At 69.3% G+C, this 22,030-nt stretch carries 16 protein-coding genes; 8 read left to right on the plus strand and 8 right to left on the minus strand.

Translation table 11 applies throughout. From position 1 onward, the window contains the following. Nucleotides 1-115 precede the first annotated feature (115 nt). Nucleotides 116-2,074, plus strand: a complete 1,959-nt coding sequence (locus Q0Z83_RS51610; protein WP_317790901.1) for a serine/threonine-protein kinase — start codon at nucleotides 116-118, stop codon at nucleotides 2,072-2,074. 96 nt (nucleotides 2,075-2,170) lie between these two features. Then, the gene (locus Q0Z83_RS51615; protein ID WP_317790902.1) at nucleotides 2,171-4,297 is read left to right on the plus strand and encodes a bifunctional SulP family inorganic anion transporter/carbonic anhydrase; all 2,127 of its coding nucleotides are present in this window, start codon (nucleotides 2,171-2,173) and stop codon (nucleotides 4,295-4,297) included. A 62-nt stretch (nucleotides 4,298-4,359) separates the two neighbouring features. On the opposite strand, the gene Q0Z83_RS51620 is transcribed toward Q0Z83_RS51615, so the two are convergent. The 8 genes from Q0Z83_RS51620 to Q0Z83_RS51655 all read right to left on the minus strand — a co-directional run bounded on the left by Q0Z83_RS51620 (nucleotide 4,360) and on the right by Q0Z83_RS51655 (nucleotide 15,275). Next, the gene (locus tag Q0Z83_RS51620) at nucleotides 4,360-5,112 is read right to left on the minus strand and encodes a ComEA family DNA-binding protein (protein ID WP_317790903.1); all 753 of its coding nucleotides are present in this window, start codon (nucleotides 5,110-5,112) and stop codon (nucleotides 4,360-4,362) included. Nucleotides 5,113-5,144: 32 nt separating this feature from the next. Next, on the minus strand, nucleotides 5,145-5,618 hold the full coding sequence (locus Q0Z83_RS51625) for a YcxB family protein (RefSeq protein ID WP_317790904.1): 474 nt from the start codon (nucleotides 5,616-5,618) through the stop codon (nucleotides 5,145-5,147). Nucleotides 5,619-5,679: 61 nt separating this feature from the next. After that, nucleotides 5,680-9,225: a discoidin domain-containing protein gene (locus tag Q0Z83_RS51630; RefSeq protein ID WP_317790905.1), complete on the minus strand. Its 3,546-nt coding sequence runs from the start codon at nucleotides 9,223-9,225 to the stop codon at nucleotides 5,680-5,682. Nucleotides 9,226-9,306: 81 nt separating this feature from the next. After that, nucleotides 9,307-10,851: a glycoside hydrolase family 13 protein gene (locus Q0Z83_RS51635; protein WP_317790906.1), complete on the minus strand. Its 1,545-nt coding sequence runs from the start codon at nucleotides 10,849-10,851 to the stop codon at nucleotides 9,307-9,309. 5 nt (nucleotides 10,852-10,856) lie between these two features. Further along, the gene (locus tag Q0Z83_RS51640) at nucleotides 10,857-11,729 is read right to left on the minus strand and encodes a carbohydrate ABC transporter permease (RefSeq protein ID WP_317790907.1); all 873 of its coding nucleotides are present in this window, start codon (nucleotides 11,727-11,729) and stop codon (nucleotides 10,857-10,859) included. Nucleotides 11,730-11,734: 5 nt separating this feature from the next. Then, on the minus strand, nucleotides 11,735-12,664 hold the full coding sequence (locus Q0Z83_RS51645; RefSeq protein ID WP_317790908.1) for a carbohydrate ABC transporter permease: 930 nt from the start codon (nucleotides 12,662-12,664) through the stop codon (nucleotides 11,735-11,737). A 2-nt stretch (nucleotides 12,665-12,666) separates the two neighbouring features. Then, nucleotides 12,667-14,049 carry an ABC transporter substrate-binding protein gene (locus tag Q0Z83_RS51650; protein WP_317790909.1) on the minus strand — a complete coding sequence of 461 codons (1,383 nt, stop codon included), beginning with the start codon at nucleotides 14,047-14,049 and terminating at the stop codon, nucleotides 12,667-12,669. A 236-nt stretch (nucleotides 14,050-14,285) separates the two neighbouring features. Then, nucleotides 14,286-15,275, minus strand: coding sequence for a LacI family DNA-binding transcriptional regulator (locus Q0Z83_RS51655; protein ID WP_317790910.1), 990 nt, complete (start codon nucleotides 15,273-15,275; stop codon nucleotides 14,286-14,288). 312 nt (nucleotides 15,276-15,587) lie between these two features. On the opposite strand from Q0Z83_RS51655, the gene Q0Z83_RS51660 reads away from it, so the two are divergent. From Q0Z83_RS51660 to Q0Z83_RS51685, 6 genes are all read left to right on the plus strand, one after another. Then, a complete protein-coding gene (locus Q0Z83_RS51660; RefSeq protein WP_317790911.1) occupies nucleotides 15,588-17,198 on the plus strand; it encodes a hypothetical protein in 1,611 nt (536 codons plus the stop codon). 255 nt (nucleotides 17,199-17,453) lie between these two features. Further along, the gene (locus tag Q0Z83_RS51665; RefSeq protein ID WP_317790912.1) at nucleotides 17,454-17,984 is read left to right on the plus strand and encodes a methyl-accepting chemotaxis protein; all 531 of its coding nucleotides are present in this window, start codon (nucleotides 17,454-17,456) and stop codon (nucleotides 17,982-17,984) included. A gap of 118 nt (nucleotides 17,985-18,102) precedes the next feature. Then, the gene (locus Q0Z83_RS51670) at nucleotides 18,103-18,501 is read left to right on the plus strand and encodes a YchJ family protein (RefSeq protein ID WP_317790913.1); all 399 of its coding nucleotides are present in this window, start codon (nucleotides 18,103-18,105) and stop codon (nucleotides 18,499-18,501) included. A 27-nt stretch (nucleotides 18,502-18,528) separates the two neighbouring features. Continuing rightward, the gene (locus Q0Z83_RS51675) at nucleotides 18,529-19,380 is read left to right on the plus strand and encodes a tryptophan 2,3-dioxygenase (RefSeq protein WP_317790914.1); all 852 of its coding nucleotides are present in this window, start codon (nucleotides 18,529-18,531) and stop codon (nucleotides 19,378-19,380) included. After that, nucleotides 19,377-20,609, plus strand: coding sequence for a kynureninase (gene kynU / locus Q0Z83_RS51680; RefSeq protein WP_317790915.1), 1,233 nt, complete (start codon nucleotides 19,377-19,379; stop codon nucleotides 20,607-20,609). Before Q0Z83_RS51675 ends, kynU begins: the two co-directional genes overlap by 4 nt. A 311-nt stretch (nucleotides 20,610-20,920) precedes the next feature. Continuing rightward, nucleotides 20,921-21,976: an amidohydrolase family protein gene (locus Q0Z83_RS51685; protein ID WP_317790916.1), complete on the plus strand. Its 1,056-nt coding sequence runs from the start codon at nucleotides 20,921-20,923 to the stop codon at nucleotides 21,974-21,976. Nucleotides 21,977-22,030 lie beyond the last annotated feature (54 nt).

Here is a 22,030-nt window from a genome sequence, read left to right on the forward strand (position 1 = left end):
CAGTCCGGCGGCCGGCTCGCCGCGTTCCTGAGCCGAGCCCCCCTCCCGCGCCCGGGTGCGCCGGTTCGGCGCGGTGGGGAGGGTGCGTTGGATCGGGACCGATAGATTCGGCGTCATGAGCGTCGGGTCGGGACGGGTGATCGCCGGGCGGTACCGGCTGGGTCGGATGCTGGGCCGCGGCGGGATGGGCGCGGTCTGGCAGGCCGAGGACACCCTGCTCGGGCGGGACGTGGCCCTCAAGGAGGTGTCGGGCACCGGGCAGCCCTCCGATCCACAGGTGCGGCGGACGCTGCGGGAGGCGCAGGCCGCGGCCCGTCTCCGGCATCCGTCCATCGTGACCGTCTACGACGTGGTCACCGACGAGGGCGCCCCGTGGATCGTGATGGAGCTGGTCGAGGGCCGTTCCCTGGCCGAGACGATCGCCGAGCACGGCCTGCTCACCGAGCGCCGGACCGCCGAGATCGGCCTGCACGTGCTCGACGCGCTGCGGGCCGCCCACCGCGAGGGCATCGCGCACCGCGACGTGAAACCGGCGAACATCCTCCTGGAGGAGGGCCGGGTGGTGCTGACCGACTTCGGCATCGCCGCCATCGACGACGCGACCGCCCTCACCGCGACCGGCCAGATGGTCGGCTCCCCGGCCTACCTGGCGCCGGAACGGATCGACGGTCGGCCCGCGACGGCCGCCGCCGACCTGTGGTCGCTCGGCGTCACCCTCTACACGGCGGTGACCGGCCGGTCACCGTTCCAGCGGGAGGACACCCAGGCCACCCTGGCCGCGATCCTGCACCACCGGCCGGAGACCCCGCCGCACGCCGGACGACTGTGGCCGGTGATCAAGGGCCTGCTGGACAAGGATCCGGTCCGCCGCCTCGGTGCAGAACAGGCCCGTGAGCTGCTCGCCAACGTCGCTCGGATCACCGCCCCGGACACCTCCGCCAAGCGGCGTTCACGCTGGTGGCCACTGCGCCAGACCCGTACCGAGGACACTCCGGAGGGCCTGCCGGGCACCCTGGTCGCCCCGTCACCGACACTCGCCGCCCCCACCGCCCACCAGCAGGGCGGCGCGGCCCCGGCGACACCCGGCGCCCCCGATCCGGAGCCGATCACCGTCGCCGATGCCACCTCCGACGCCACCGCGGCGGCGGTTCCCACCGGACCTTCGGTTTCCACCGCGGCGGCGGTTTCCGCGACGAGTGCTGTCGCGCCGGAGGCGACGGCGTCCGATGGCGAGCCGGAGACGGTCGCCGTCGTCGCGGCGGACGAGCCGGTGACCGCTCCGGTGGCCACGATGGACCTGGGCAGTGCGGTCGATGACACGACCGGGCTGGTGGTCGCTGATGTGGCTACGCTCCACGACTCGGCGGCGGGGGGTTCGCGGGCCCGGACCGTGACGCCGCTGCCCGCTCATCCCGGGGTGCCGGGCGCGTCACGGCGGGGTGGGAAGGTCCGGGTGTGGCCGGTCGCCGCCGTGGTGGCCGGGGTGCTGCTGGCCGGTGGCTCGGTGCGACTGTTCTGGCCCGACTCCCGGTCCGGCGGCGGTGAGCCGGCCGCGGCCGGGCCGAGCACCGGGAGTGCGGCGCCTTCGGTTCCGGTGTCGGCTTCGGCGGTGGCGCAGCCGGTCAAACCGGTCAACCCGCACCTCGACGCCTGCCTGGTGGGCACCTGGCGGTCGGTCTCGACGCAGGTCATCAACCATTTCGAGGGCGTCGACAAGATGTTCACCGGCAGCGGTGGCGTGATTCTGAAGATTCGCGAGGACGGCGCCACGACCGAGGACTACAGCCGGTCGGCTTCGCTCACCGCGACGATCAAGGGCAACAAGTACGTCGAGACGCTCCGCGGATACCGGAAGTCGAAGGTCCAGAGCCGCAACGGCAAGATCTACGGCAGCGGGTTCTCCGGCGGGCCGACGTACAAGATGACCCGCAACGGAAAATACCAGTCGATCGAGGTGACCAACCCGACCACGTCGTACGCCCTGACGTACCTCTGCTCGGACACCAGTCTCACCGTCTACGGCGACGAGGACACCTCCACCGACTCCTACGCGCGGGTCAGCCGTACCCCATGATCGGGGTTTTGGTCGGCGTTTTCGCACTTCCTGTGTCTTTTCTGTAAGGGGCGTTTACGTAATGACCCGTTAACCAAGATTCGGTACATTGCCGAAATGTCCGACTTGACGCAGTTTTTGCGCCGGGACTTGCCGGCGTCCATCGTCGTGTTCCTGATCGCCATCCCGTTGTCCCTCGGCATCGCCGCGGCCTCGGGTGCGCCCCTACTCGCAGGATTGGTCGCCGCAGTGGTCGGCGGCATCGTCGCGGGCGCTCTGGGAGGCGCCCCCTTACAGGTCAGCGGCCCGGCCGCGGGCCTCACCGTGATCGTCGCCGGCACCGTCGCCGACTTCGGTTTCGCCGGTACGGCCGCCATCGTCGCGGTCGCCGGCCTGGTCCAGATCGCACTCGGCGCGTCCCGCCTGGGCCGCGCCGCCCTCGCCCTGTCACCCGCCGTCGTGCACGGCATGCTCGCCGGCATCGGCCTGGTCATCGCACTCAGCCAGGTGCACGTGATGCTCGGCGGCTCACCGCAGAGTTCCGCCTGGCATAACCTGATCGACCTGCCCGGCCAACTGATCGCCCACCATGGAACGGCCGCGATCCTCGGCGTACTCACCGTCGTGATCCTGGTGCTCTGGCCCCGCCTGGTCCGCTGGTCGCTGCTGCCGGCCGCACTGGTCGCGGTGGTGTCGATGACCGCTCTCGCCACCGCGATGAACGCCGACGTGGACCGCGTCGACCTGCCCGACGAACCGCTGTCCGGCCTGATCCGCCCGGCCTGGCCGGACGCGCCGCTGCGCGAGATCACCGTCGCCGTGCTGACCATCGCGATCGTCGCCAGCGTCGAGTCGCTGCTCTCCGCGGTGGCCGTGGACCGGCTGCACGACGGCCCGCGCGCCGACCTCAACCGGGAACTGGTCGGCCAGGGGGTCGCCAACACCGCGTCCGGGCTGCTCGGCGGCCTGCCGGTGACCGGCGTGATCGTGCGCAGCTCGACGAATGTGGCGGCCGGCGCCAAGACTCGCGCGTCGGCGATCATGCACGGCCTGTGGATAGCGGCGTTCGTGCTGTTCTTCGCCGACCTGCTGGAGACCATTCCGATGGCGGTGCTGGCCGCCGTACTGATCGTCGTCGGTCTGCGGCTCGTCGACCTCGGCCAGATCCGCACCTACGCCCGGCACCGGGAACTGCCCACCTACCTGATCACCGCACTCGGCGTGGTCTTCACCGACCTGCTCACCGGTGTGGCCCTCGGCATGCTCACCGCGGCCGTTCTCATCCTGTGGCGGCTCACCCGCTCGGAGATCCGCCGGGTCGAACAGGCCCCCGGCCAGTGGCTGGTCACCATCCACGGCACCCTGTCGTTCGTCGAGTCGGCCCGGCTCAGCCGTGAGCTCGGCGCCCTGCCGGCCGGTGCGGACGTCGAAATCGAACTGCACCTGGACTATCTCGACCACGGTGCGTTCGAGACGATCCGAGACTGGCGGTCCGGTCACGAACGGGCCGGTGGCTCGGTGACCGTACGGGAGGTGCACGACTCCTGGTTCCACCAGGCCACGTCGGGTCGGCTCGGCGACGGCAAACGCACCCCGCGTCTGGTCGGCTCGTGGTCCCGCTGGCAGGACATGGACCAGCAGCGACGCGGCGCGATGGCGGCCGGGATCGCCGAGTTCGAGCGAACCGTCGCCCCGATGGTCCGCCCGCACCTGGCCGATCTGGCCCGGGAGGGGCAGAGTCCGCAGCAGCTCTTCATCACCTGCGCCGACTCCCGGGTGGTCCCCAACCTGATCACCGCGAGCGGGCCGGGCGACCTGTTCTGTGTCCGCAACATCGGCAACATCGTCCCGCCGCACACCGCCGCCGACGATTCGGTGGGCGCGGCCGTCGAGTACGCGGTCGACATCCTCGGCGTCACCACGATCACCGTCTGCGGCCACTCCGGCTGCGGCGCGGTGCGTGCCCTGATGAACGACGCCGCCCGCGCGGGTTCGGCGCTCGGGGACTGGCTGGCCAACTCGGGCGTCCGGTTCAGCGACCCGGACGACGAGGAGCGCTGCTGCACCGAGAACGTGGTGCGGCAGCTCGCCAACCTGCGGACGTATCCGGTGGTCCGGGCCGCCGAGGCGGCCGGCCGTCTCCGTCTGACCGGCATGTACTTCGACCTGGCCGAGGCCCGGATGTACGAGGTCGACCCGGTCCTCGGCGCCCGCCGCCCGGTAGCCGTCCAGCCCGCCGCCTGACCCGATGCCGCGTGGTGATCCGGGGTCCGAACGGACCGCGGGTCACCACGTGAGCGGGCCGGTCAGCGGGGCACGAACAGCAGACGGTCGCGGAACTGGTCCAGCTTCGCCGGGGTGAGGCCTTCGCAGTAGACGACCAGTTCCTCCGGGCTGGTGAAACCGTCGTGCAGTTCGCGGGCCTCGACGATCCGGTCGGCCAGGGCGCGGTCGATGGTCAGGTAGCGGACCAGCCAGTCGGCCGGGACGTGGTTGACGTCGACCAGGCCGCCGTCGTCGTACTGGCGGCCGGGCAGGTCGGGGCGGCCGATCATCAGCTCGGTCGCCATCGTCGGCTGGCTGACCTGGAGCTGACGGGACTCCTCGCGGCGGGCGGCCCGCCACTGCGCCGCGGCCAGGGCCGGGTCGACGCCGGTGCCGTGCTGCCAGGGCGACGGCGGCGGGTAGTGGGTGAGCCCGTGCTGGTGCCGTCGGGCCGCCTTGCGGTACCAACGGTCCCGCACCTTCGCCTGCAACGCCGCGACGTGGATGGTGCCGACGATCCACAACATCAGGGAGAGCAGGCCGACCACGGCGTTCTCGTCGTCGGACTCGTAGCCCGCCGATGCGACCGACCGGGTCACCAGGAGCGCGGCGATCCCCAGGAAGTAGCCGAACCCGAGCAGAGTGTGCAACCGGGACCGCAGCTTGACACCGGCCAGGATGACCATGATCGGCGTGCCGTAGCCACAGGTGAACAGCGGAATGAGATACCACCACCCGGTACGCGGCGGGGTCTCGTGGTGCCATCCGGGCGCGACGCGTGGATCGGGTTGCATTCCTCGACGGTATGCCGCCGACTCAACCGCCTCTACTGCGCCGCCCGCAGGAACGCGGCCAGCTCGGTGTCCTGGTCGGCGGTCATCGGCTCGCGCGGCACGTCGAAGGTCGCTCCGGCCCGGTGCCGCAGCACGTACGCGTCGTCGGTGGTGCGGAACGACACGAAGTCCGGCCAGGCGATCTCGGTGGTCGAGTCGGCCGTGCGCGAGGCGTAGGACTCCTCGGTGAGGGTCCAGGTGCGCGGGGCCAGCCGGGACGCCGGCACGGTGACCCCGCGCCGCCACAGCCAGCCGGCGAACGCCAGGGGGATCAGTGCCGCGACGGCCAGCGGACCGGCCAGCAGAAGGGCGTTCGCGCTGAACTCGCCGCCGACGGCGAGTAGCAGTGCGACGGCCAGGATGGTGACGGCGGCGACGACGTACGGCTGGGCCTTGCGCTCCGCGCCGGCGGCCAGGACCCGGCGGAAGTACGCACGGGTGCGGGCGTGAGTGAACTCGATGTGCACCGATGGATCGTACGAACGTGCCCGCGCCGTCCGTGGCGCGGGCACGTCGATGGCGGAGGGACTAGTTGCGGACGATGGTGAACGTGCTGGTCGGGTTCTCGATGTCCCGGTAGTTGTTGCTCATCTGCAGGTTGGTGAAGGTGGCCGAGCCGACCGCGGGACCCTGTCCGGCCTCGGGCAGCGGGTTGGCCCAGATCCCGTAGCCGGACTTGGCGTCGTACTCGTCACCGCTCTTCTGCGCCCCGGTGATGGTGACGTTGGTGAAGACGCTGTCCTTGATCGGGTTGACCGGTTGGCCGCCGATGTACTGAGTCTGGAACATGATCCCGGAGTACGTCGGGTCGACGATGTCGACGTTGCTGACCCGGATGCCCTGGAACACCTTCGAGGCGCTGAACATCCAGATCGCCGGGAAGGTCTGCGCGCCCCAGAAGTGGCCGCCGGCCCGGACGATCGAGATGTTGTCGAACACGGTCGGCGGATCGGCCCCGAACCCGTTCATCGGGTAGCCGAAGTCCAGCGAGCTGATCGTGATGCCCGAGTAGACCAGGGTGTCCGCGATGTAGATGTTCTTGAACGTGTTCGCGTAGCCGCCGTAGACCGCGATACCCGCCGCCCGCCACGTCAGGATCGTCGTGAGGTTCGAGTAGGTGTTGTTGATCTCGTCGGCACCGCCCGCGTCGATCGCCGAGAACAGCGCGAAACTGTCGTCGCCGGTGGCCCGGGCCTCGTTGTTGTCGACCAGGTTGCCGGTCGAGCCGTTGGTCATGTTGACGCCGTCGGCGAAGGTGTTCCGGATCCGCGAGTTCTTGATCACCATGTTGTCGGTGTTCGCGCCCCAGTACAGGCAGACCACGTGCTCGGCCCAGATGTTGTCGATGGTGATGTTCGCGACGTTGGCGAGGTCGAAGACCTTGCCGGGCCCGTCGATGCGGATCGTGTAGTTGCCGAAGAACGCGAAGTCCGCGAACGTCGAGCCGTTGGCGGTCGCGTCGGCCCGGAAACCGGCGTCGGTCTCGGACTGGGTGGACGGGGTGTGGAAGCGGGTGTACCAGGGACCCGCGCCGACCACCTTGACGGCGCGGCCGTACACCTGGAACTTGTTCGACGTCTGGTAGTCGCCGGCCGGGAGGTAGACGCCCAGCTTGGACGTGTCCTGCCGGGCCGCGTCCAGGGCGGCCTGGACCGACTGCTGGTCGAAGCCGGTGGGCACGACGTACTTCGACGTGTCCGGGTTGGCGACCGGCGCGACCTGCTCCAGGTTGATGAAGTCGATCGCGATGTCGCCGCTGTTGCCGGAGTCCTTCTGCAGCTTGATCGTGCTGCCCGCCGGGAACGAACCGGTCAGCAGGATGTTCGCCTCGTCGTAGATGTGCCGCGGTCCGGTGCCGGAGTTCTGCGGGTTCGCCTCGTTGCCGTACAGCCAGGCGAACTTCGAGTTCAGCGGCAGCGTCCGGTTGAGCGAGCCGTTGACGTACACGTTGATCGAGCTGGTCGTGCCGTCCGGAATGGAGAAGCGCGCGACCACGGTGTTCGTCGCCGCCCGGGTGTTCCACTGGACGTACGAGCCGGTCTGGTTCAGCGTGACCGCCTTGCGGCCGGACGCCTCACCGGCGAGGTTGCCGACGATCCGGTTCGGGCCGACGATCGCCGCGCCGCCACCGAGCTGACCGTCCTCGGCCTCGTAGAAGTCGAACGGCAGGTTCGCGCCGCGACCCACGAAGAACGGCTTCTCGCTGGTGTTGTTGGCCTGCTTGACCGGCAGTTCCGCGGAGTCGACCGCCACCACCGTCCGGACCGTGTACCGGCCGTTCGCTGCGGTCCACGAGCCCAGGTTGAGCACGGTCGAGGCGCCGGCCGCGAGCGTCCCGGTGTACGAGGCGGTCAGGGAGCGAACTGTCGTCGAGCCGTTGAGGATCGTCAGCGTGACGCCGTGCGCCCCGGACGAGGTCGCTGCCGAACCCTGGTTCTTCAGGGTCACCGAGAACGCGACCGCGTTGCCGGCGGCCGGGGTGCCCGGGGTCCACGTGACCGACGAGGCGACCAGGTCGGCGCTGCTCACCGGGGTGACGACCAGCGCGGACGGGTGGGTCCAGGAGTTGTTCGCCTCGTTGGTCTCGAAGATCGCGCCGGCCTCGTCGACCTTCGCCGACAGCTGGTAGCTGCCGGCGTCGCGGGCGCCGATGCTCACGCTCGCCGTCTGCGACTGGCCGGCCGTGAGGGCCGGGACCGCCACGGTGCCCACTTTGGCCGTACCCAGGTAGAAGTTGATGTTCGAAGCGGCCGACGGCGCGGTGCCCGCGTTGCGGACCGTGGCCGACGCGGTGATCGCGTCCATCTCCACCGGCGCGGCCGGGGAGTAGCTCGTCGAGGTGATGGTCAGGTCCGGGTTCGGCGCGGCGGTGCCGATCACCTGCAGCTCCGCGACCTGGCCGCTCGGCGCGCCGGTGTTGGCGGTGAAGGACAGCCGGACGTCCGCGGTGGTCGCCGAGACCGGCACGGTCACCGTGTTCTGCGAGGAGGGATTGAAGGTGTACGTCGCAGAGCCGGCGATGGTCGTGTAAGAGGTCGCCGACTGCTCCCGCCCGAGGACGGCGAACGTCTGCTGACGCGTGCCCCACGCGGTCGACGGGTTCAGCTTGACCACCACCGACGAGACGGCCGCGTTGGCGCCCAGCTTCACCGTCAGGTTCGCCGGATACGCGCTGCCCTCCCAGTAGGTGTTCGTGTCACCGTCGTTCGCGTTGGCCGCGACGAAGGTGTGGATGACCGACGACGCCTCGATCGGCTTGCCGGCCGCCAGGTCCGTGCCGGTCTGTGGGGTGCCGTTGCGGGTCACCGTGTTGCTGTTGCCGGAGACGTTGCCGGCCGCGTCCTTCGCCCGCACGTGGTACGCCACGGTCGCCGAGTCGGGCTGGCTGTCGGTGAAGGTCAGGACGTTGCCGAGCGAGGTACGCAGCACCCCGTTCGCGTAGACGTCGTACCCGGTGACACCCACGTTGTCGGTGGACGCGGTCCAGGTGAGCCGGATCTGCCCGCTCGCCGGTTGGGTGTAGGCCAGGCCACCCGGCGCGCTGGGCGCCTGGCTGTCGCCGCTCACCGGGCCGTAGATCTCCAGTTCGGACAGCTGACCGGCGGGCCACGCGGTGTTGCCGGTGAAATTCAGCCGCACGAACCGCGCGCTGGCGGCGGTGAAGTCGACGGTCACCGTGTTACCGCCGGCCGGGTTGAAGGTGTAGCCGGCGCTCGCCTTGAGCGTGCTGAACGAGTTGCCGTCGGTGCTGCCCTGGATCGACAGGGTCTCGGTGCGGGTGTTCCAGGCGGTGGCCGGCGGCAGCTTCAGCACCGCCTGGTTGACCTGGGTGGACGTACCCAGGTCGACCTGCAGCCACTGCGGGAAGGCGTTGTTGCCGCTCTCCCAGTAGGTGTTGGCGTTGCCGTCGCCGGCGTTCCCGGCCGAGTAGACGTCGGTGAAGCTGCTCGCGCTGAAGGTCTTTCCGGCCGCCAGGTTCGGGCCGGCGGCCAGTGCCGCGGGGGCGTGGACGAGCGCGGCGACCACGCTCGTCACCGCCACCGTGGCGAGGATTCTTCGGGACAATTTGGACATCGGGGGAGCGCACCTTTCTTCCGTGAGAGGTGGTGATCGCCGGGCGGGCGGCTTCGGTGGGTGCCGCCCGCCCGGACGCCGTTACTTCGTCCTCAGCCGCAGCCAGGCCGCGGTGTCCCGGGGCAGGAGATCGCCGTCGAGGGGACCGCTGGCGAGCAGGACGGTTTCGTGCTCCGGCAGCGGGACGGGTGCGCCGGAGAGGTTGAGCACACAGGCGAAATCGGTACCGCGGGTCCAGGCGAGAACCCCCTCGCCGCGGTCCAGCCAGGCGAAATCCCGATCCTTGAAGGTGCGCAGGCGGATCGCCGACCGGTAGAGCTCCAGCATCGAACTGGGGTCGCCGGTCTGCGCCTGGACGGTCCGGTCCTTCCACTCGGCGGGCTGGGGCAGCCACGGGACACTGGCGGTGAATTCGTAGGGCGGCTCGTCGCCCGCCCACGGGAGCGGCACCCGGCAGCCGTCTCGGGTGTGGCCTCGCCGGGCGTACATCGGATCCTGAATTTGATCTTCAGGAATCGTCTCGTTCTCCCAGAGGCCCAGTTCCTCGCCCTGGTAGACGTAGGCCGAACCGGGCAGCGACAGGGTGAGCAGTGCGGCCGCCCGGGCCCGTCGGGTGCCGAGCTCCAGGTCGACGGGAGTGCCGTCCAGATTGTTCTCGAAGCTGAACGTGGTGTCGGCCCGGCCGTACCGGGTGACATGCCGGGTCACGTCATGGTTCGACAGGACCCAGGTGGGCGGTGCGCCGACGCGGTCGTGCGCGTCCAGGGTGCGTTCGATCGAGGAGCGCATGAGGTACGGGTCCCAAGCGCACCCGAGCAGGTCGAAGTTGAACGCCGCGTGCAGTTCGTCCGGACGGAGATAGTTGGTGAACCGCTCGACGTCGGGCATCCACACCTCGCCGATCAGCGCGCGTCCCTCGTACTCGTCGGCGATCCGCCGCCACGACCGGTAGACGTCGTGCACCGCGTCCAGGTCGTGGAACGGATGTGGTTCGCCGTCGATCACCTCGGGCAGTGCCGGGTCCTTGAAGAGCAGCGCCGCCGAGTCGATCCGGATACCGTCGGCGCCCCGGTCGAACCAGAACCGCAGGATGCTCTCGAATTCGGCTTTCACCGCCGGGTGTTCCCAGTTCAGATCCGGCTGTTCCGGAGTGAAGAGATGCAGATACCAGGTGTCGTCGTCGACCTTCGTCCAGGCCGTCCCGCCGAATTCGCCGACCCAGTTTGTGGGCATATTTTGGCTTTTACGAAACCAAAAGTAGTCCCGCTCTTTTCCGCCGGCCAGGGCCGCTTTGAACCAGGGATGCTCGCTGGAGATGTGGTTCGGGACGATGTCGATGATGATCCGGATGTTCGCCTCGTGCGCCTCGGCGATCAGCGCCTCCGCCTCGGACAGGTCACCGAAGACCGGGTCGATGTCGCGGAAGTCGGAGACGTCGTACCCGGCATCGGCCATCGGTGACGGATACCACGGACTCATCCAGATCGCGTCGACGCCGAGATCTCGGAGGTGGCCGAGCCGCGCGCGGATGCCGGCGATGTCACCGACTCCGTCCCCGTCGCCGTCGGCGAAACTGCGCGGATAGACCTGGTAGATCACCGCGTCACGCCACCACTGATTCGTCATCCCGCTCATCCCTTGAGGCTGCCTGTGGTCAGGCCGGACATGATGTTGCGCTGGAAGATCAAGAAGATGATCACGGTCGGTACGGCCGCGATCACCGAGGCGGCGACCACCACGTTCTGCGGGGTGCCGGCGGCGAAGGCGTAGATGCCGACGCTGACCGTGCGTGTCTCCGGATGCGGCATGACCAGCAGCGGCCAGAGGAAGTCCTTCCAGACCGCGGTCACCGCGAAGATCGACACCACGCCCAGGATCGGGCGGGACATCGGCAGCAGGATCGACCAGAGGGTACGCAGCGGCGACGCGCCGTCCATGAACGCGGCCGACATGATCTCTTCCGGAATCGAGTCGAAGAACCGCTTGAGCAGGAAGATGTTGAACGCGTTGGCGACCATCGGCAGCCAGATCGCGAACGGCGAGTCGATCAGGCTGATGTCCAGCACCGGAAGGCTGATCACCGTCTGGTACTGCGGGACGATCAGCACCATCGCCGGGATCATCAGCGTCGCCAGCATCGCGCCGAGGATCACGTTGCCGAAGACCGGGCGGAGCTTGGAGAGGGCGTACGCCGCCGCGGTGTCCAGGATCAGCTGGAACAGCACCGCCCCGGCCGCGTAGTAGAACGTGTTGAACAGCAGCTTGCCCAGGGCCAACTGGGTCCACGCGTCGGTGTAGTTGGCGAACTCCGGATCCCGTGGGAACAGGGTCGGCGGTGTCTGCGCGATCTCCTGGCCCGACTTGAGGGCGCCGGTGACCATCCAGTACAACGGCCCGATGAAGATCAGGGTGAACGCCGTGACGACGATGCCGAGCAGCGCCCAGTAGAGGAACCGGCCGCGTCCGCGCTGGAGCTGAGCATGCGAGATGAGGGTTCGAGACATGGTTTCTAGTCCTGTTTCGTGCTCAGCCGCAGATAGGCGGCGGAGAAGGCGGCCAGCACCAGCAACATGATCACGCCGAGGGCGGCGGCGCCGTTGAGATCGTTCTGGACGAACGCGTGCTGGTAGATCAGGTACACGACCGAGGTGGCCGCGTCCTGCGTGCCCGCGCCGTTGGCCAGGATCAGCGGCTCGATGAACAGCTGCATGGTCGCGACGATCTGCATCATCGCCAGCAGTGCCAGGATCAGCCGGGTCTGCGGGATCGTCACGTGCCAGATCCGCTTCCACAGACCGGCGCCGTCGAGTTCGGCCGCCTCGTACAGATCGCCCGGGATGTTCTGCAGTGCCGCCAGGTAGATCAGTACCGCGCCGCCCATGTTCATCCAGGTCGAGGCGATCACCATGGCCGGTATCGTCATCGTCGACGACTGCATCCACTCCGACGTGGGCAGGCCGACGGCCGAGAGGATCGCGTTGAACAGGCCCGCTTCGCTCGGGTCGTACGCGTAGTACTTGAAGAGGTAGAGCGCCGACGCCGGCGGCAGCATGACCGGCAGATACACCAGGATGCGCAGATAACCCTTGGCGTGGCGGAACTCGTTGAGCAGGATCGCGACGAAGAACGGTGCCACGAAACCGAGGAGCAGCGCGAGCCCGGTGAAGTAGAAGGTGTTCTTCCAGGCGACCCAGAAACTCGGATCCTCGATGATCCGGACGTAGTTGTCCCAGCCCACCCAGGTGGTCACACCGCGACGGGTCCGCTGGAAGCTCATCACGATGCCGCGGATCATCGGGAACCACATGAACAGGCCGAAGCAGAGGACCGCCCCGATCAGGAACGCGTGGCCGGTCAGGTTGTCCCGCAGTTTGCGGCTGGTCTTCGAGGAGACCCCCGCCTCGGCTTTCACCGGGGCGGGGGCGGTGATGACGGCCATCCTCAGCTACCGGCCGCCAGCAGCTGGTTGACCTTCTCCTCAGCGGTCTTGAGCAGGCTGTCGACGTTCGCGTTCGGGTCGGTCAGGACACCCGACATCGCCGAGTCGAGGATCGCGTAGATCGCCTGGGCGTCCCGCGGCTCACCCACGATCGGCAGCTGCTTCGCCTCGAACAGCGCGAAGTTCTCCACCGGCACGTTCGCGTTCGCCTTGCGCAGGTCGAACTCCTGCTTCTGCGCCTCGGTGCCGTTCGCGAACAGCAGCGGCTGGGGCAGGCCGACCGGGTAGTTCTGCGGCTTGGCCCGCACGTAGTCGAACTGGCCCTTACCGGGGGTGAGCTTCTGGTAGGCGATCCACTTCAGGCCCGCCTCGACCTGCTCCTTGGTGAGGTCCTTCTTGAAGAAGTAGCCCTCGCCACCACCGAGCGTGCCCTTCGCCAGGTCGGTCTGACCCGGCAGCGGAGCGACCGCCCAGTCCTCGAACTTGCCCTTGAACTGGCTGACGATCGCCTGGGTGGTGTCCGGCGCGCCGATGAACATGCCGACCTTGCCTGCGGCGGCATTGGTCAGCAGGTCGCCCCACTGCAGCAGCTGGCGGGCGCCCATCGAGTTGTCGCCGTACCGCATGTCCTTGAGGTTCTGCAGGACCTGCTTGCCCTCGGCGGTGTTGAAGGCGGCCTTCTTGCCGTCCTCGGAAAGGACCCGACCGCCCTGCGAGTAGAGCAGCGAGGTGAAGTGCCAGCCACCGGTGTTCCCGGCGCTGTACTCCGCGTAACCGGCCACGCTGCTGTCGGCGGCGGTGATCTTCTTGGCCGCCTCGCGCACCTCGGCCCAGGTCTTGGGCGGGTTGGCGGCGTCCAGGCCGGCCTTCGCGAAGAGGGTCTTGTTATAGACCAGACCCATCGAATAATTCTTCACCGGTACGCCGTAGAGCTTGCCGCCATCGGTGAAGACCTCCTTCAGCGCCGGGTCGACGCTGTCCCAGGTCGAGATGGTGTCCTTGCTGACGTACTGGGTGATGTCCAGCGCCTGACCCGAGTCCAGCACCTGCTGAAGGTCGGTCATGTAGCCGTAGAAGACGTCGGTCGTGGTGCCACCGGCCAGGCGTGCGGTGAAGTCCGGCGGGTTGTTGCACTGCTGACCGACGCTGATGCTCTTGATCACGATGTTCGGGTTCTCGCTCTGGAACGCCTTGACATCGGCGTTCCAGTTGTCGAGCAGCTCCTTCTGGGCGGCGACCGGCTGGCAGTCGACCGTGATGGTGACCTTGCCGGCGGCGTCGGCCCCGCCGTCGTCGTCACTCTTCGTGGAGCACGCCGTCAGGCTGAGCCCGAGGCCGGCCACGAGCGCTAGCGCCGCAACCTTCCGGTACTGCGGTACGGACATCTGTCCATCCCTTCGGGAACGGGTTATCCATGGCCATCGCTGAATCGCGTTGTCGTCACTACGGTCAGGACTGTTTCCCGTAGTGAGTGGAGTCACTGTAACTACGGGGCCATGTTGCCGCAAGGTTTCGATCGTGCTCTGAAAAAACACGACTGTGCCTTGTTGTTTTGTGCACGTGTCTGTTTTGGGCACAAAAAAGCCGGCCCCTTTCGGGGCCGGCGACTATTTGTCGGTTTCTACCTTCGTACCGGAGCGGTCGAGCCGCGGACCACCAGCTCCGGCTCGAACAGCAGCTCGTCGGAGAACTCACGGGCCTCGTCGATCTGGCTGACCAGCAGGTCCACCGCGGCCTGGCCCATCGTCTCGATCGGCTGCCGGACCGTGGTCAGCGGCGGATCGGTGCAGGTCATGAACGCGGAATCGTCGAAACCGACCACCGAGACGTCGGCCGGCACCGCCTTACCGAGCCGGCGGGCCGCCCGGATCGCGCCCAGGGCGAGCACGTCGCTGGCGCAGATGATGCCGGTCACGCCGCGTTCCAGCAGCTTGGTGGCGGCCACCCGGGCGCCCTCCATGGAGAAGCTGGAACGCTCCACCTCGGCCTCGGTGTCGGCCGCCTGGATCATCGCGAGCAGCTTGCGGCGCGACGGGATGTGCCCCTCCGGGCCGAGCACCATGCCGATCCGATCGTGCCCGAGCGACCGCAGATGCCCATACGCCTGCTCGACGGCCACCGCGTCGTCGGTCGACACCCGGGGGAAGCCCAGCTCGTCCACACCCGCGTTGACCAGCACCACCGGCAGCCCGCGCTCGGTCAGCCGCAGGTAGTGCTCGTGCGAGGCGTCGGCCAGCGCATACGACCCGCCGGCGAAGATCACACCGCTGACCTGATGGTCCAGCAGCATCTCCACGTAGTCGGACTCGGGCACGCCGCCGATCGTGCGGGCGCACAGCGCCGGGGTGAACCCGCGCTGCGCCAGGGAGCTGGTCACCACCTCGGCCAGCGCCGGGAAGATCGGGTTCTGCAGCTCGGGCAGCACCAGCCCGACGAGCCGGGCCCGCTCGCCGCGCAGTTTCGTCGGTCGCTCGTAGCCGAGCACGTCCAGCGCGGTGAGCACCGATGTGCGGGTGGCCTCCGAGACGCCGCTGCGTCCGTTGAGCACCCGGCTGACGGTCGCCTCGCTGACCCCGGCCTTCTTCGCCACCTCGGCGAGTCGTTTGGTCACCACGGAATCCTACGTCAGTTTCTTGCAAAAACAGAACTGAGGTTAGCTGTCGCTTTGCGCTCACTTGCGAAGGCGCTGACGGGTCCGACGCCCCTTGGTGAGCATATTTCACGCGGCGTGGTGATGGTCGAGGTCGTGAAGCGGTTAAGTCATCGCTCTGCGCGACGCAACGCACGTCAGCACTTTCCAGCCGGTTTCATTCACGGAGGCCTCTTCTGCCACGTGTCGCCGCCGTCATCGCCTTGCTGTCGGCCGCCGCGTTCCACCGTCGCGGCTCGGCGGGGTGGTGCGGGCGCCGGGCAGGATGGGGCCATGGGTGAGACTCCGCTGTGGCAGCTGTTTCGGGACGCCGGTGAGCCTGGCGCGAGCGAGGCCGTGGACCTGTTGGCCGGCCGACTGGCCCGGATCGGCGCCGATCCGGTGCTCGAGGGCGTGGCGACCACCGGCGAACGGCTGGAGATGCTGACGCTGATGCCACTCGCCGGCCGCCCCCGCCTGCTGGTCCGCCTGGACGAACGGTCACGCGGTGCGGCCTGGCGACTCACCACCCGCTCGTGGCGGGACGGCCGCTGGGTCGCCGAAACTCGGCCGGACGACCCGTGGCACGCCGTCCGGGACCTGGTGGCGGCCTTCGACTCCGACCCCGCGAGCGCCGGGCCGATCGCCGTGGCGCTCGCGGCCACCGACCCCGACGGCCGCCGCCGGGAACGGGCGGTCTCCGCGATGGCCGGGCTCCGGCGACCCGAGCACCTGCCGTTCCTGGCGCTGCGCTGCGACGACTGGGTTCCCCGGGTACGTGGAGCGGCCGCCGAGGCGCTGACCGAGGCCCTGCGGGAACGCCCGGAGCACCAGTTGCGGGTAGCGCTGCCGATGGCGGCCCACCTGTCCGGCCGCCGTCGTGGCGGAATGGCACTGCGGATCATCGAGCTGCTGGTCGAGGACGACTTCGCCCGGTACGCCCCGCTGCTCCTGCACGACCGGGACCGACGTGGCCGGCGCCTGGCCTTCACCGTGGGTCAGAGGCAGGACCGCTGGGCGTACGCCGATCTGATCCGGTTCGCCACCCGCGAACCGGACCCGGCGGTACGGCTGGAAGCGGCCCGTCTCGTCACCCGTGCGGCGGTCGACCGGCGGGACGCCGACGCGCTGCGGGAGCTGGCCGGTGTGCGTTTCGTCGCCGTCCGTTCGCTCGCTCTGGCCGGTCTCGCCGAGCTGGGCCACGACGACGAGGTCGCCGCCACCCTGACCGATCCGGCCCCACTGATCAGGGCCTTCGCGCGTAGCCGGGCCACTCGCCCGGCGGAGCGTTACCGCATGCTCCTCTCCTCCGATCAGATCCCGCCGGACTCCCCGGTGGACGTCGTCTGCGGGGCGATCCTCGGTCTCGCCGAGATGGGCGACCGCCGGGACGCGCCGTTGCTCCACCCGTTCCTGAGGCATCGCGCACCCCGCCTCCGGGCCGCGGCGGTGCGGGGTCTCGTCCTACTCGACTCCGTTCCGATCGAGGAGACCGTGCCGTTGCTCACCGATCCGCACCGCCACGTCGTCCGGGAGGCTTCGATCGCCCTGCGGACCTACCCCCGTCGGCTGCCCGCGGAACTGCCCTGGACGCTGCTGGCCGATCCACGACCGGAGGTCCGCCTCGGCGGCTTCCGTCTGCTCACGGCCCACCACCCGATCGTCCGGCTGACAGCAGCCCTCACTCTCGCGGTCGACCCGGACGCGGTACTGGCCCATCGAGGCCGGATGGCGGCGGTCGGCCTGATCTTCGTCCTCGCCGACCGCTTCCTCGAGCCAGCGCCTCCGTCAGGTGTCGACCGGGAGCATGTGGCGATTCTGCCCGCCCTCCTGGAGCAGGCCCGCCCCCGACTCGGCCGGCATGACGCCCGTCTTCGTGCCGTCTTGACGCGGTGGCCGGTCTGACTCCGTTGCGGCGTTTCCGGCCGGCATGATGCCTGTCTTCGTGCCGTCCTGACGCGGTGGCCGGTCTGACTCCGTTGCGGCGTTTCCGGCCGGCGCCGGTGACCGACAGGCCGCCGGTCGACCGGGAACCCTCGAGCAGCAGAACGCCTTGCCGGACGAAACCGCCGGTTGTGCCGAAATGGCGGAAAACGCTCCGCGGCCGGTGGGCGAGATGGGATGTTTTGCGGAGGCCGGTAGAGAGGGGTCGCTGTCACCATGTCCGATTGGGATCAGAATGACGGCTGGTCGTCGACGGATCAGCAGGGCTGGTCGTCGGGAAGCGGTCAGAGCGACTGGTCCGCCCAGGACCGGCAGCGGGACTCGGTGCACCGGCTCGCCAACGTGAGCAACGACATGGCGGCGGCGACCGACGCGGCGGTCCGTGCGGCCGAGACCGCCGTCCAGGTGATCCAGCGGCTGGAGGCGAGCAGCACCGAGATCGGCAAGGTGGTCCAGCTGATCGCGACGATCGCCAAGCAGACCAACCTGCTCGCCCTGAACGCGACCATCGAGGCGGCCCGGGCCGGCGAGGCGGGCCGGGGCTTCGCCGTCGTCGCCAGCGAGGTCAAGGACCTGGCGAACGAGACGGCCACCGCGACCAGCGAGATCGGCACCCAGGTCGGCGGCATCCGGGCGGACACCCAGAACGCGGTCTCCGCGATCGAGGAGATGCAGGGGCTGATCGAGGAACTGGACCGTTGCCAGAAGGTGATCAGCGGGATCGTGGTGGAGCAGCAGGCCGGCTGAGTTCGACATGCCGTCATGAGTACCGCGGCCGGTGCGGCGACGGCCCGCCCGACTGTGGACGGCCGGGGAATGTGGATAACCTCCGGGGCGGCCGGAGCGGTGGGGGAGACTGGGCGCCATGGCTCGCAGATCCCCCAAGCCCCGGACCGCCTCTTCCGTGTGCCCGTGCGGGCGTGGTCCGTACCAGAGCTGTTGTGCTCCTCTGCACGACGGTAAGGCCGCGGCCGATCCGGAATCGTTGATGCGCTCGCGTTTCAGCGCGTATGCGCTGGACAACAGTGATTACGTCCTCCTGACCTGGCATCCGGAGACCCGTCCCGCCTCGATCGAGGCCGACCCGTCGCTGCGCTGGACGCGCCTGGAGGTGCTGGAGCACAGCGGCGGTGGCGTGTTCGACGCCGAGGGGATCGTCGAGTTCCGGGCACACTTCAGCGACGGCGGCCGGCCCGGAGTGATGGCGGAGAAGAGCCGGTTCACCCGGCACGACGGCCGTTGGGTGTACTGGGGACCGTTGTGATGTGCTGGAAGGGGAGGTGGGTTCGTCATGTCGGCAGAGCGGCCGCTTGAGGACGGCATCGTCAGGGACTTCAAGGTCAATCTCTCGTACGGGGCATATCTGCGCCTGGACGACATCCTGGGCGCGCAGCACCCGGTCAGTGTGCCTGAGCACCACGACGAGCTGCTGTTCATCGTGCAGCACCAGACGTCCGAGCTGTGGCTGAAACTGATGGTCCACGAGCTGCGGGCGGTGCAGCAGTATCTGGCCACGGACGAGTTGCGGCCGGCGCTCAAGGGCCTGGCCCGGGTCAAACACATCCAGCGCACGCTGACCGAGCAGTGGTCGGTGCTGGCCACCCTGACCCCGACGGAGTATGCGGAGTTCCGCTCCTTCCTGGGCACGTCGTCAGGGTTCCAGTCGTTCCAGTACCGAGCGGTCGAGTTCCTCCTCGGCAACAAGAACCGGGACATGCTCCAGATCTTCGACGACCAGCCGGGCGCGCGGGCACTGCTCGAGGACACCCTGGCCACGCCGAGCGTCTACGACGAGTTCCTGCACTTCCTGGCCCGGCGTGGGCATCCGGTGCCGCACGCGATCCTGGACCGGGACGTCACCGCGGCGTACGAGTACCACGCCGACCTGGTGCCGGTCTTCCAGGAGATCTACGAGAAGGCGGAACAGAACTGGGACGTCTACGAGGCCTGTGAGGAGCTCGTCGACCTGGAGGAGAACTTCCAGTTGTGGCGGTTCCGGCACCTCAAGACGGTGGAGCGGACGATCGGCTTCAAACGCGGCACCGGCGGCTCCAGCGGGGTCTCCTTCCTGCGGGCGGCGCTCGATCTGACATTCTTCCCCGAGCTCTACGCCGTCCGGACCGAGATCGGGGTGCCCCGTTGACCCAAGACCTGCCCGCCCGCGCCGCCGCCCTGGATGCGACCGATCCCCTCGCGGAGCTGCGGGCCCGGTTCATCACCCCGCCGCCGGCCGAGCTGCTCTCCTACCTCGACGGAAACTCGCTGGGCCGCCCGCTGGAGGCGACCGCACAGCTGGTCGACTCGTTCATCCGTGAGCAGTGGGGCGGCCGGCTGATCCGCGGCTGGGACGAGGGCTGGCTGGAGTGGCCACTGACCCTCGGCGACCGGCTCGGGTCGATTGCGCTCGGCGCCGGCCCCGGACAGACCGTGATCGCCGATTCGACGACGGTGCTGATCTACAAGCTGGCGCGGGCCGCGGTCGACGCCCGTCCCGGCCGCCGGACCGTCGTGCTCGACACCGACAACTTCCCCACCGATCGGTATGTGTTGGAGGGCATCGCCGCCGAGCGAGGGCTGCGCCTGGTGTGGATCGAGACCGATCCGGCCGCCGGGATCACGCCGGAGCAGGTGGCCGAGGTGGTCGACGACGACACCGCTCTGGTGCTGTTCAGCCACGTCGCCTACCGGTCGGGCTGGCTCGCCGACGTCGCCGCGATCAACCGGGTCGCGCACGCGGTCGGGGCACTGACCATGTGGGACCTCTGCCACTCGGCCGGTTCGGTGCCGGTCGAGCTGGACGAGTGGGGCGTCGATCTGGCCGTCGGCTGTACCTACAAGTATCTGAACGGCGGGCCCGGCGCGCCGGCCTTCGCCTATCTGCGCAGCGAGCTCCAGGGCGAGCTGCGGCAGCCGATCCAGGGCTGGATGGGGCATCGGGCGGCGTTCGAGATGGGGCCCGGCTATGAGGCCGCGGCCGGGATCCGGGCGCTGCTCAGCGGGACGCCGCCGATCCTGGCGATGGTGCCGTTGCAGGCCAACCTGGACATGCTGGAGTCGGCCGGGATCGCCGCGGTGCGGGCCAAGTCGCTCCTGCTCACCGGCTATGTACTGGATCTCGCCGACGAGTGGCTAGCGCCGTACGGGGTGGTCGTAGCCGGCCCGCGGGAGCCGGCACAGCGCGGCGGGCACGTGACGCTGCGGCGGGAAGGGTTCAAGGAGTTCCTGGAACCGTTGTGGGACAGCGGGGTGATTCCGGATTACCGGCGGCCGGACGGCCTGCGGATCGGGCCCGCGCCGCTGAGCACCAGTTTCGGCGAGGTGTGCCAGGGGCTCACGCTCCTACGCGAACTGCTGGAGAAGAGCAGCCGGTGAGCACGGATCCATCGTCCGCCGCGCCATCCCCGGGCGCGCCATCCCCGACCGGGGCGGCCTCTTCCATCGGGCCATCCTCGTCCGTGGCAACCTCTTCCGCGCCACCCTCCGCCACGCCAACCCCACCCGGGGTGGCTTCGACTGCGCCAACCTCGACCGGGACGGGCTCTTCGGCGGCGCCGGAGTTGTGTGAGACCTCGGCTGATTCGTCGGGTGGGGATGATGCGGCGGCGGCCTGCTGCGGCGGGCCTGGTGGCGGTGCCGGGTGTGCGCTCTCGGCCCTGAAACGATCGGCCGGCCCGCGGCCCACGGTGACCGTCGCCGAGGAGACGCCGATCCCGGCGTCCGCGCCGGTGACGGGTCGGGTTCGGTGGCTGCTGGCGGATTCGGTCTGGTGGGGCGGACGCCTGCGGGCGGGTGTCGCTCTGCGGATCGCGCCGGACGGGCTGGTCAAACCGGTTCCGGCGGAACTGGCGCCAGGTGGCGACGACACCCGCCGGCTCCGGGGGACACTGCTGCCAGGGCTGGTCGACGCGCACGTGCATTCGGCGCTGGTCGATTTGGACACGGTCCGGGCCGGCGGGATCGCCGAGGTGTGGGATCTCGGCGGGGTCCCGGCGACCGTCGCCGAGCTCGCCGCGCGGGCGCGGGAGGCCGGTTCGAACCTCCCACGGGTTCGCTATGCGGGACCGTTTCTGATCGCTCCGGGTGGTTATCCCAGCGACAGATCCTGGGCACCGGCCGGTAGCTGGCGGGAGATCCGCAGCGCGGAGGACGCGGGTTCGGCCGTCGCCGAGTCGTGGGCGGCGGGCGCCTCCCTGATCAAGGTGACCGCGCACGCCGGTGGGCCGCAGCTCCCGCTTCCGGTGTTGACGGCGCTGGTCACCGCGGCGCACGCGGCCGAGTTGCCGGTCGTGGTGCACGCCGAGGGGCCGGGAACGGTCGCGGCGGCGTTCGCGGCGGGAGCCGATGTGCTGGCCCACACGCCGTGGACCGAGCGGATCGACGACATGTTGCTGCAGGGCTGCGCGAAGAGCATGCGCTGGATCAGCACGTTGGACATTCACGGCTGGGGTGCGCCCGGCGACCCGGCCCGCGAGATCGCCGTCGACAACCTGAGGCGGTTCGTCGAGCACGGTGGGACCGTCCGCTACGGAACCGACCTGGGCAACGGGCCGCTGCCGACCGGCGTCAACGTTCGCGAGATCCAGCTGCTCCAGTCGGCGGGTCTGACGCCCGACGAGGTTCTGATCGCGATGACCGAAACCGGCAGCTACACGGTCTCCTGGATCGAGGGCGGCCTCGACCTGAGCTCGGCGGGGTTCGCCGACATCCTGGCCACCGCGCAGGTCCTGGACGCCGCGTAGCCCACGACATGACCCGGCCGCAAACACGGCCGGGGCCTCAGGCGCACATGGTGA

This window comes from Actinoplanes sichuanensis, from assembly GCF_033097365.1.
Taxonomy (GTDB): domain Bacteria; phylum Actinomycetota; class Actinomycetes; order Mycobacteriales; family Micromonosporaceae; genus Actinoplanes; species Actinoplanes sichuanensis.

What these genes read in the sequence shown, in the direction of transcription:
- Q0Z83_RS51635 (WP_317790906.1), bottom strand. Translation starts at nt 10,851, where the DNA reads ATGACGAATCAGTGGTGGCGTGACGCGGTGATCTACCAGGTCTATCCG.
- Q0Z83_RS51640 (WP_317790907.1), bottom strand. Translation starts at nt 11,729, where the DNA reads ATGTCTCGAACCCTCATCTCGCATGCTCAGCTCCAGCGCGGACGCGGC.
- Q0Z83_RS51675 (WP_317790914.1), top strand. Translation starts at nt 18,529, where the DNA reads ATGTCGGCAGAGCGGCCGCTTGAGGACGGCATCGTCAGGGACTTCAAG.
- Q0Z83_RS51615 (WP_317790902.1), top strand. Translation starts at nt 2,171, where the DNA reads ATGTCCGACTTGACGCAGTTTTTGCGCCGGGACTTGCCGGCGTCCATC.
- Q0Z83_RS51645 (WP_317790908.1), bottom strand. Translation starts at nt 12,664, where the DNA reads ATGGCCGTCATCACCGCCCCCGCCCCGGTGAAAGCCGAGGCGGGGGTC.
- Q0Z83_RS51665 (WP_317790912.1), top strand. Translation starts at nt 17,454, where the DNA reads ATGTCCGATTGGGATCAGAATGACGGCTGGTCGTCGACGGATCAGCAG.
- Q0Z83_RS51630 (WP_317790905.1), bottom strand. Translation starts at nt 9,225, where the DNA reads ATGTCCAAATTGTCCCGAAGAATCCTCGCCACGGTGGCGGTGACGAGC.
- Q0Z83_RS51620 (WP_317790903.1), bottom strand. Translation starts at nt 5,112, where the DNA reads ATGCAACCCGATCCACGCGTCGCGCCCGGATGGCACCACGAGACCCCG.
- Q0Z83_RS51650 (WP_317790909.1), bottom strand. Translation starts at nt 14,049, where the DNA reads ATGTCCGTACCGCAGTACCGGAAGGTTGCGGCGCTAGCGCTCGTGGCC.
- Q0Z83_RS51610 (WP_317790901.1), top strand. Translation starts at nt 116, where the DNA reads ATGAGCGTCGGGTCGGGACGGGTGATCGCCGGGCGGTACCGGCTGGGT.
- Q0Z83_RS51670 (WP_317790913.1), top strand. Translation starts at nt 18,103, where the DNA reads ATGGCTCGCAGATCCCCCAAGCCCCGGACCGCCTCTTCCGTGTGCCCG.
- Q0Z83_RS51660 (WP_317790911.1), top strand. Translation starts at nt 15,588, where the DNA reads ATGGGTGAGACTCCGCTGTGGCAGCTGTTTCGGGACGCCGGTGAGCCT.